Genomic DNA, 9,926 nt, shown 5'->3' with positions numbered 1-9,926 from the left:
CTTGTAGTGCTGGCGCCGCCAGCACTACAAGAATCGACCACTCAACCCCCCTCTCTTAGTTGACGGAGGGGGTGAAGCCGAGGTGGGCGGAGAGACGGTCGGCCGACTCGGCGACGTAGACGCCGAGCTGGTGTAGCCGGCTCGCCATGCGGCTGCGGGGCCCGCTCACGTTGATCGCCGCGATCACGTGCCCCGTGAAGTCGCGAATCGGCGCCGACGCGGCGACGACGCCCGACTCGAGCTCCTCATCCGACAGCGCGAAGCCCTGCTGCCGAATCAGCGTGACCTGCGCGAGCAAGCTCTCGAGGTCGCGCACGAGCACCCGCTCGTGCGTCGGCTCGTCGAGAATCGGATACATCGCGCGCGGGTCGTCGTCGAGCACCGGCGCATCCGTGCCGTGCTCGCCGTACCAGCGCGTAATCGACGCGGCATCCCAGTCGCTGAGCAGCACGCGCCCCGACGGCGTGCGCCACGCCGACGTCGTCACGCCCTCCCACCCGTTCGTGCGAATCTGGTGCGGGCTCAGCTCGCTCGCGATCGTCAGCACATTGCCGCCGCGCAGCACGCAGAGGTGGCTCGTCTCGCCGGTCGCCAGCGCGATCTGCCGCAGCGCGGGCCGGATGCGCTGGGTCAGCGCCGTCTCGGCCGAGCGGCTCGCCATCGCGAAGATCCGCGGCCCGAGCCGGTACGTGCGCGATTCTTCGATGCGCTCGACAAAGCCGAAGTGGCTGAGCGTCGCGAGCGCCCGCGAGATCGCGCCCTTGTCGCGCCCCGTCGCGGTCGCGATCGCCGTGACCCCGAGCCCGGCCTCGCCCTGCGCATCCTCACCCGAAAGCAGCTCGAGAATCTCGAGGTCTCGGGCGAGCCCGGAGCTATTTCGTCGCGTGTTCGTCGTCGTTGACATGCCGCCATCGAAACACGCAGTTGCCATAGTTGCAACACTCGTTGTTGTTATTTCCCTTCGTTGCTAACTTCGACACAACGGCATTCGTGCGCAGTCGCGCACTCTCAACGACGAGACCGAGGTGCTCATGAGCGGGTTTTCTTTCGAGAGGTTGATGAACTTTCTCGAGTCCAGATGGAGCGACATTTTGGTGCTCATCGGCGAACACTTCGCCGTGACACTGCTGTCGGTCCTCATCGCCTTCATCGTCGGCATGGTCATCGGCATCCTGGTCTGGCAGCGGCCGTTCTGGCGCGAGCTGTCGATCTCGACGGCCGCGATCCTCATGACCGTGCCCTCGCTCGCGGTGCTCGCACTGCTCAGCCCGGTGCTCGGCCTCGGCTGGGGCCCCACCATCGTCGCGCTCGTCATCTACGCGCTGCTGCCGATCATCCGCAACACCGCGGTCGGCCTCCGCGAGGTCTCGCCGGCGGTGCTCGAGTCGGCCCGCGGCGTCGGCATGAGCAACACTCGCGCGCTGCTCACGGTGCAGCTGCCGCTCGCGTGGCCCGTGATCCTCACCGGCGCCCGCGTCGCCACCCAGCTCGCGGTCGGCATCGCCGCCATCGCGGCTTACGTCGCCGGCCCCGGGCTTGGCCAGTACATCTTCCGCGGCCTCTCGTCGCTCGGCTCGGCCCACGCCCTCAACTACGCACTCGTCGGCACCGTCGGCGTCATCATCGTCGCGCTGATCCTCGACGGCGCCTTCAACATTCTGATTCGGCTCACGACCTCGAAGGGGCTCAAATGACTTCCTCCAACACCGCAGTGCTTGATCGCATCGCTTCGGCGGGCGGCGCAGTCGACATCGAGCTCGACGCCGTCACGAAGATCTACCCGGGCCAGCAGGCCCCCGCCGTCAACGAGTTCAACATGCGCGTCAACCCGGGCGAGCTCGTCGTCTTCGTCGGCCCGAGTGGCTGCGGCAAGACCACGACGATGAAGATGATCAACCGCATCATCGAGCCGACCTCGGGTTCGATCAAGATCGGCGGCGAAGACGTGCTCTCGCTCGACCCGAACGAGCTGCGCCGCCACATCGGCTACGTCATTCAGCAGATCGGCCTGTTCCCGCACATGACCATCGCCGAGAACATCGGCATCGTGCCGAAGCTGCTCGGCTGGTCGAAGTCGCGCATCGCCGACCGGGTCGAGGAGCTGCTCACCACGGTCGAGCTCGACCCGGGCACCTTCGCCACGCGCTACCCGCGCCAGCTCTCGGGTGGCCAGCAGCAGCGCATCGGCGTCGCCCGCGCGCTCGCGGCCGACCCGCCGATCATGCTCATGGACGAACCGTTTGGCGCGACCGACCCGATCACCCGCGAGCGGCTGCAGTCGGAGTTTCTCGAGATTCAGGCGAACGTCGGCAAGACGATCATCTTCGTCACGCACGACTTCGAGGAGGCGATTCGCCTCGGCGACCGCATCGCGGTGCTCGGGCAGCAGAGCAAGATCGAGCAGTTCGACACCCCGGCTGAGATCCTCGCGCGCCCCGCGAACGACTACGTCGAATCGTTCATCGGCTCGGGCGCCGCGCTGAAGCGGCTCGCGCTCGTGCCGATCGCCCGCTCGACGCTCGGCCAGGTACGGGCGGATGTGTCGGGCACGGTCGACGCGAACCTCACGCTCCGCGACGCGCTCGACACCCTCGTCGTCACGGGCGAGCACGCAGTCAACGTCGTGCGCGACGGGGCGCCGGCCGGCTCGGTCGCCTACGCCGAGATCTCCGCAGCGCTGCGGGGCTCGGATGCGCAGCCAGGGTCGGGTGAGTGACGTGCCGAGCGTCATCGAAAGCCCGACCACGAGCATCCTGCTCTCGCAGCAGCCGGCCCGCAAGGGCGGTGCGAGCCGGGTGCTGAAGAAGCTCATCCCGCTGTTCATCATCGCGATCGGCCTGCTCGCGCTGTGGCTGTGGGTGTCGTCGCTCGAGCTCGACTCGATCGAGCAGCGCACGCTCAACGCCGACTACATCGGCGCGCGCATCCGCGAACACCTCGTGCTCGCGATCGCCGCCTCGGTGCTCGTCGCCGTGCTCGCGATCCCCGCGGGCATCCTCGTCAGCCGCACCAAGTCGCCGATCGTGCGCTCGATCATCATCGGCATCGCGAACATCGGCCAGGCCACCCCGGCCGTTGGTCTCGTGATTCTGCTCGCGATCTGGTGGCAGACCGGCTTCTCGACCGCGCTGATCGCCCTCGTCGCCTACTCGTTCCTGCCGGTGCTGCGAAACACCATGACCGGCCTCGAGCAGGTCGACCCGAACATGAAGGAGGCGGCGCGCGGCATGGGCATGCGGCCGGCGCAGGTGCTGTTCCGCGTCGAACTGCCCCTCGCCGTGCCGGTGATCCTCGCCGGCCTGCGCACCGCCCTCGTCTTCGCGGTCGGTGTCGCCACCGTCGCGACCTTCATCAACGCCGGCGGCCTCGGCGACATGATCGTCAACGGCCTCAAGCTCCAGCGCTTCCCGGTACTGCTGACCGGCGCCGTGCTCGTCGCCGCCATCGCCATCTTCATCGACTGGATCGCCGGCCTCATCGAAGAAGCCGTCACCCCCGACGACGCGAAATCGCGTCGCTAAACCCCCGCAATGAGCCGCCGACCTGCCCGAGGTCGGCACGTGAAAGGACCCCTCATGAACCAGCACGCCACCCTCAAGCGCACCTCACGCATCGCGGCCGTCGCCGCGGTCGCCATGCTCGCCCTGACCGCCTGTTCGGGCGGCGGCGGCTCGACCGAGCCCGCGAGCGACGAACTCTCGGGCCTCACCGGCGAGGTCGGCTCGAAGGACTTCGCCGAGCAGTACATCCTCGCCCACATGACCACCGAGCTGCTCAACCACCACGGCGCCGACCTCACCGCGAACACTGACCTCGTCGGCTCGACGAACGTGCGCCAGGCGCTCGAGAACGACCAGTTCATCGGCTACTGGGAGTACACCGGCACCGCGTGGATCACCTACCTCGGCAACACCGAGCCGGTGCAGGGCGTCGAGGCCCAGTTTGAGGCGATCAAGGAGGCCGACGCCGAGAATGGCATCGCCTGGCTCGACCCGGCCGACTTCAACAACACCTACGCGTTCGCGATTCGCGCCGAGAAGGCCGACGAGCTCGGCATCTCGACGCTGAGCGAGATCGCCGCGCTGCCCGAAGAGGAGCAGACGTTCTGCATCGAGAGCGAGTTCTCGACGCGCGACGACGGCTGGCCCGGCGTCTCGGAGGCGTACGGCATCGACGTGCCCGACAGCAATGTCGTCATGCTCGACACCGGCGTGATCTACACGGCCACGGCCGACGGCACCGACTGCAACTTCGGCGAGGTCTTCGAGACCGACGGCCGCATCCCCGCCCTCGACCTGACCGTGCTCGAGGACGACCAGGAGTTCTTCCCGGCCTACCAGGGCGCGTTCACGATACAGCAGTCGATCCTCGACGAATACCCCGAGGTGGCGGATGTGCTGGCTGAGCTGACCCCGCTGCTCACGACCGAGGTCATGCAGGAACTCAACCAGCGCGTCGACGTCGACGGCGAAGAGCCGCAGGACGTCGCGATCGACTTCCTCACCGAGAACGGACTCATCTAGTGACGGCCCTGCAACTTGGCGAATCGTTCGTCGGTGAGGGCGTCAACGCGGCGCACATCAACACCGTGTTCGGCGACCGCGAGGGGCCCGCTGGCTCGGCCTGGGCCGGCGCCCTCGCCTCCCCGAGCGCGGGGCACGTGCCCTTCGTCGCGGTGCTCGCGCCCTCGCTGCCGGTGAAGCCCTTCACCCTCTTCGTCACGAAGTCGGCGCCCGCCGACGACGCGCACGGCAACCACATTTGGGGGCCGGCGCAGGCGGGCGTCGCGGCGGGCGTCGCCGACGCCGTCGCCGATGGCGTCATCGCCGAAACCGAGGTCGACTCGACGGTCATCATCGCGGCCGTCTGGGTCAACCCGGGCGCCGACGACGCCGACACCATTTACCGCAACAACCGCACCGCCACGCGCACCGCGCTGCGCAACGGCGCAACCCAGGTCCCGGCGCTCGGCGACGTACTCGCCGCCCGCGCGCATCCGAGAAACCCCTTCTACACCCCCGAAACGACGGCTGAGGAGCCTGAATGACCACTTCGGACCTGCCGGTGATCGGCTTTATCGGTCTCGGCAATATGGGATCGGGCATGACCCGAAACATCCTGCGAGCGGGATTCCCGCTCATCGTCACCGACGCACGGCCCGAAGCGGCCGATGAACTGGTGGCGCGCGGCGCAACGTGGGCGGAAGACCCGCGCACGGTCGCCGCGAACAGCGACATCGTCATCACGATGTTGCCCACCCCGAAAATCGTCGACGCGGTCGCCCGAGGCGAGCACGGCATCCTGGCCGGCATTCGCGACGGCGGTATCTGGATCGAAATGTCGACCTCGGTGCCCGAGGTGCTCGCCACGATTCGCGCCGAGTTCTTCGACCGCGGGCTCGTGCTCATCGACGCGCCGGTGAGCGGCATGTCGGTGGGCGCGGCGAACGGCACGCTGCAGATCTTCGTCGGCGCCGAGGCCGCCGAGTACGCCCGCGTGCGGCCCGTGCTCGAGGCAATGGGCGACCCCGAGCGCATCTTCCTCGTGGGCGGCGCCGGCGCCGGCTACGCCGTGAAGCTGCTCATCAACCAGCTCTGGTTCTCGCACCTCGTCGCGACGTCGGAGGTGCTCGCTATCGGCGCCTCGGCCGGCGTCGACCTCGGCGTGCTGCGCTCGGCGCTCATCGCGAGCCCGGCGCGCAGCAACTTCCTCGAGCAGGACGTGCTGTCGATCCTCAACCAGGGCGACTACGACGAGGGCTTCGCGATTGCGCTCGCGTGCAAGGATCTCGGGCTGTCGATCGACCTCGCCCGCTCGGTCGGCGTGCCGGTCGAGCTCTCGAGCCTCGTCGAGCAGGTCTACCGCCGCGCCCTCGCGCAGTACGGGCCGACCGCGGGCGAGATGACGCCGTTCAAGCTCTACGAAGACCTCATGCGCCGCGAGCTGCGGCTGACGCAGCTCGGCGACCCGGTGGCCGCGGCCGGGTCGGGCGTCGTGCACGAAACCGTGACCCTCACAGAAGGGCAGATGCCTCATGTCGCAGGCTGACCTTTCGGGCTTCTCGCTCGACCTCTTCTCGCTCGCGGGCAAGACCGCGCTCGTGACCGGCGGCAACACCGGGCTCGGGCAGGGCTTCACCGTCGCGCTCGCGAACGCCGGGGCGAACGTCTACGTGCCCTCGGTGCTCGAGGATGCGGGGGAGACCGCCGCGCTCGTGCGCCCCGGCAGCGGCGAGGTGCGCTGCGCCGTCGCGAACCTCACCGACGAGGGTGTGCCCGAGCGGGTGATCGACGACTGCGTGCGCGAGTTTGGGCAGCTGGATGTGCTGGTCAACTCGGCGGGCATCGTGCGGCTCGCCGGGGTCACCGACTTCGGCCGGGCCGAGTGGGACCCGATGCTCGCGGTGAACCTCACCGCCGCGTTCGAGCTGAGCCACTTCGCGGCGAAGCACATGATTCCGCGCGGCAGCGGCAAGATGATCAACATCGCGTCGCTGTTCGCGTTTCTCGGCGGGCTCGACTCGCCGGCCTACGCCGCGACGAAGCACGGCATCGCGGGGCTCACGAAGGCGTACGCCGACGAGCTTGGCGCCCACGGTATTCAGGTGAACGCGCTCGCGCCCGGCTACTTCGCGACGGCGATCACCGCCGAAACCCGCAGCAAGCCGGGCGAGAACCAGCGCATCCTCGACCGCATCCCGGCCGGGCGCTGGGGCGAGGTGCGCGACCTCATGGGCCCGCTCGTGTTTCTCGCGAGCGACGCCTCGAACTACGTCAACGGCCACGTGCTGTCGGTCGATGGCGGGTATCTCGTGCGGTAGGCGCATCCGTTCTTTCTAACTTTTCTTCCCAACTGTCTTCACTCAACTGCTCGACCCGAAATGGAGATCAACCATGGTGGCGTCCCGCGCTGACCTATCCGCCCCCGAGATCGTGACCGGCCTCGCCGAAATTCTCGGCGCATCCCAGCTCGACACCGATCCCGATACGCTTCGTGCCGCGAGCGTCGACCGCTTCAAGAAGTACTCGGCCGCGCACGGCATCTTCGACGGGCCGTTCCCGTCGGTGATCGCCTACGTGCGCTCGACCGACGACGTTGCGCGCGTGCTCGAGTTCGCGAAGGCGCACCGCATCAACGTCGTGCCGCGCACCGGGCGCACCGCGACCGAGGGCGGGCTCGAGACCGTCGTGGCCGACTCGATCGTGCTCGACGGCTCGCAGATGAACGAGATTCTCGACATCAACGAGACCGACATGACGGTGACCGTGCAGTGCGGCGTGCCGCTGCAGCACCTCGAGGATGTTCTGCGGGAGCGCGGGCTGACCACGGGCCACTCGCCGCAGTCGAAGCCGCTCGCGCAGTACGGCGGGCTCGTCGCGACCCGCTCGATCGGGCAGTTCTCGACGCTCTACGGCGGCATCGAAGACATGGTGCTCGGGCTCGAGGCGGTGTTCCCCGACACCGGCGTCGTGCGCATCAAGTCGGTGCCGCGGCGCGCGGCCGGGCCCGACATTCGCCACCTCGCGATCGGCAACGAGGGCGCGCTTGGCTTCATCACCGAGGTGACGATCAAGGTGTTCGCCTACCAGCCCGAGAACCTGCGGTTTCTCGGCTACCTCGTCGAATCGCTGCCGGCGGGCACCGAGGCGCTGCGCCGGGTCATCGTTGAGGGCTACCGGCCGTCGGTCGCGCGCGTGTACTCCGAAGAGGATGCGGGGCAGCACTTCTCGCACTTTGCCGGCGGCAAGGCCGTGGTCGTGTTCGTGGCCGAGGGCCCGCGCGGCGTCGCTGATGCGACGGCCGCGGGCATCGAGGAGATCTTCGCCGAGGTGCCGCACGAGTGGGTCGACCCGGCGCTCATCGAGGCCTGGTTCGACGGGCTCAACTGGGGCCAGGACAAGATCGACGCCGAGGTCGAGCACATGCTTGAGCATCACGAGCTCGGCTACACGACCGAGGTCTCGGTGAACTGGAGCCAGGTGAAGAACCTGTTCGAGGCCGTGATGTCGCGCATCCGCACCGAGTTTCCGCGGGCCGACGACCTCACGCTGCTCGGCGGCCACTCCTCGCACTCGTACCAGAGCGGCACGAACCTCTACTTCGTGTACGACTACCGCATTCAGGTCGAGCCGCGCGACGAGATCGCCGAGTACCACGTGCCGCTCAACGCGATCATCGTCGAGGAGGCGCTGCGCCACGGCGGATCCATGGTGCACCACCACGGCATCGGCAAGTACCGCACGCCGTGGACGCTCGAGGAGCACGGCTCGGCGTACGCGCTGCTCGAGGTGCTCAAGCGTGGGCTCGACTCCGAGGGGATTATGAACTTCGGCACGATTTATCCGGGGGTCGAGTGAGTCTTGGCGGGGTGAGCGGGGCTGGCGCATTGGGGACGAGCCCGGCCGGCGCATCCGGGACGAACCCGGCCAGCGCATCCGGGACGAACTCGGCCAGCGCATCCGGGACGAACTCGGCGGGCGCATCCGCGGGTGGCCCGGGCTCAGCATCCGAACCGCTCATCGTCGGGATTGACTGCGGCTCGCAGTCGGCCAAGGTCACGGTGTTTCGGGGCGACGGCGAGGTAGTTGCGCAGGGGCGCGCGGCCCTGCGACCGTATGTCGCCGGGGGTGCGGGCGAGTGGATGCACCCCGACGACGACGTGTGGGATGCGGTCGCGCGCGCGAGCCGGGCGGCGATGGGTGAGTTGCCTGTGGATGCGGCGATTGCCGCCGTGGGGCTGTGCGGCATTCGGTTTTGCCGCGCGGTCTTGCGGCGCGACGGCACGCTCGCGCGGCCGATGATGAGTTGGATGGACGTGCGCGTCGGGCGGCCGCACGTCGCCGAGTCGGCCGACGAGTTCTTCGTGACGACGTGCTCGGGGTACCTGACGCATCGGTTGACCGGGCAGGCGGTCGATACGGCCGGGAACTATCTCGGCGCGTGGCCGGTCGATGTCGCGCGTGGTTCGTGGCTTGGGGCGGATGCACTCGCGGCCTTTGGGGTCGCGCGGGAGCAGCTGTTTGGGCTCGTGCAGCCGGGGGAGTCGCTGGGTTTTGTGACGGCTGCTGCTTCGGCGGCGACCGGGCTTCCCGCTGGCGTCGCGGTGTTCGCGACGTCGAACGACAAGGCGGTCGAGGCGATCGGGGCCGGGCTCGCGGACACGCGGGCCGCGCTCGTGTCGCTCGGGACTTATGTGACGGGCATGGTCGTTGGCGACGCGTTTGCGCCCGACGGCGACGCGTTCTGGGTGAACGCGGCGGCGGAGCCTGGCCGTTTCTTGTTTGAGTCGGAGGGCATTCGCCGGGGCATGTGGACGGTGAGCTGGCTGCGCGACCTCTTCGGCGACGCCGACGAGGAGTCGTTGACGAGGCTCGCGGCGGATGCTCCGGCCGGCTCAGGCGGGCTCGTGGCCGTGCTCGACTGGCTGGCGCCGGATGCGCATCCCGAGTGGCGCGGGGCGTTCATCGGCTTCGATGGTTCGCAGCATCGCGGCGAGCTGTTTCGCGCGGTGCTCGAGGCGATCGCGTTCACGATGCACCGCAACGTGGTCGCTGCGGCTTTGGAACTGGGGCGGCCGGTTGACAGCGTGATTCTGAGCGGTGGGGGCGCGAAGAATCCGCTGCTCGTGGAACTGTTCGCGGCGTTGTTCGGCGTTGCGGTGCGGGTGCCCGAGCTGACCGACTCGGCCGGGCTTGGTGCCGCGATGTGCGCGGCCGTAGGCAGCGGCCTCCACTCCGACTTCGCGGCGGCTGGGCGCGCGATGGTGCGCTGGGGCAGCGTCACGCCTCCCGACCCGACGCTCGCGTCGGCCTACGCCCCACTCGCGCTGCGTCACGCCCGCGTCACAAAGACCCTCCGCACCCTCCTTTCGGAGGGTTGAGTGGTCGTTTTTTGTAGTTCTGGCTGTGCCAGAACTACAAAAAACG

General features: G+C 68.5%; 10 protein-coding genes. 9 read left to right on the top strand and 1 reads right to left on the bottom strand.

Annotated elements, in window-relative coordinates; translation table 11 throughout:
* Positions 1-55: 55 nt before the first annotated feature.
* A complete protein-coding gene (locus QM019_RS12020; protein WP_282853196.1) occupies positions 56-904 on the bottom strand; it encodes an IclR family transcriptional regulator in 849 nt (282 codons plus the stop codon).
* Positions 905-1,058: 154 nt separating this feature from the next.
* Between QM019_RS12020 and QM019_RS12015 the strand changes: the two genes are divergently transcribed.
* From QM019_RS12015 to QM019_RS11975, 9 genes are all read left to right on the top strand, one after another.
* Positions 1,059-1,694: an ABC transporter permease gene (locus QM019_RS12015; RefSeq protein WP_282853195.1), complete on the top strand. Its 636-nt coding sequence runs from the start codon at positions 1,059-1,061 to the stop codon at positions 1,692-1,694.
* Positions 1,691-2,716 carry an ABC transporter ATP-binding protein gene (locus tag QM019_RS12010; protein WP_282853194.1) on the top strand — a complete coding sequence of 342 codons (1,026 nt, stop codon included), beginning with the start codon at positions 1,691-1,693 and terminating at the stop codon, positions 2,714-2,716. The genes QM019_RS12015 and QM019_RS12010 overlap by 4 nt, the downstream gene beginning before the upstream one ends.
* Complete coding sequence (locus tag QM019_RS12005; protein WP_282853193.1) at positions 2,709-3,521, top strand: ABC transporter permease; 813 nt, start codon at positions 2,709-2,711, stop codon at positions 3,519-3,521. The genes QM019_RS12010 and QM019_RS12005 overlap by 8 nt, the downstream gene beginning before the upstream one ends.
* A gap of 54 nt (positions 3,522-3,575) precedes the next feature.
* Positions 3,576-4,523, top strand: a complete 948-nt coding sequence (locus QM019_RS12000; RefSeq protein WP_282853192.1) for a glycine betaine ABC transporter substrate-binding protein — start codon at positions 3,576-3,578, stop codon at positions 4,521-4,523.
* On the top strand, positions 4,523-5,047 hold the full coding sequence (gene fae, locus QM019_RS11995; protein WP_282853191.1) for a formaldehyde-activating enzyme: 525 nt from the start codon (positions 4,523-4,525) through the stop codon (positions 5,045-5,047). Before QM019_RS12000 ends, fae begins: the two co-directional genes overlap by 1 nt.
* Positions 5,044-6,048 (top strand): NAD(P)-dependent oxidoreductase, encoded by a 1,005-nt coding sequence (locus tag QM019_RS11990; protein WP_282853190.1) that lies wholly within the window; start codon positions 5,044-5,046, stop codon positions 6,046-6,048. The genes fae and QM019_RS11990 overlap by 4 nt, the downstream gene beginning before the upstream one ends.
* Positions 6,035-6,820, top strand: coding sequence for an SDR family oxidoreductase (locus QM019_RS11985; RefSeq protein WP_282853188.1), 786 nt, complete (start codon positions 6,035-6,037; stop codon positions 6,818-6,820). The genes QM019_RS11990 and QM019_RS11985 overlap by 14 nt, the downstream gene beginning before the upstream one ends.
* Positions 6,821-6,893: 73 nt before the next feature.
* Entirely contained in the window at positions 6,894-8,357 is a 1,464-nt protein-coding gene (locus QM019_RS11980; protein ID WP_282853187.1) for an FAD-binding oxidoreductase, read from the top strand.
* 11 nt (positions 8,358-8,368) lie between these two features.
* A complete protein-coding gene (locus tag QM019_RS11975; protein ID WP_282853186.1) occupies positions 8,369-9,880 on the top strand; it encodes an FGGY-family carbohydrate kinase in 1,512 nt (503 codons plus the stop codon).
* The last annotated feature ends 46 nt before the right edge of the window (positions 9,881-9,926 follow it).

The sequence above is a fragment of the Gulosibacter sediminis genome, from assembly GCF_030011715.1.
Classification (GTDB): Bacteria; Actinomycetota; Actinomycetes; order Actinomycetales; family Microbacteriaceae; genus Gulosibacter; species Gulosibacter sediminis.
Note: the sequence above shows the minus strand (reverse complement) of the source record. Positions and strands in the feature narration are given on the sequence as shown.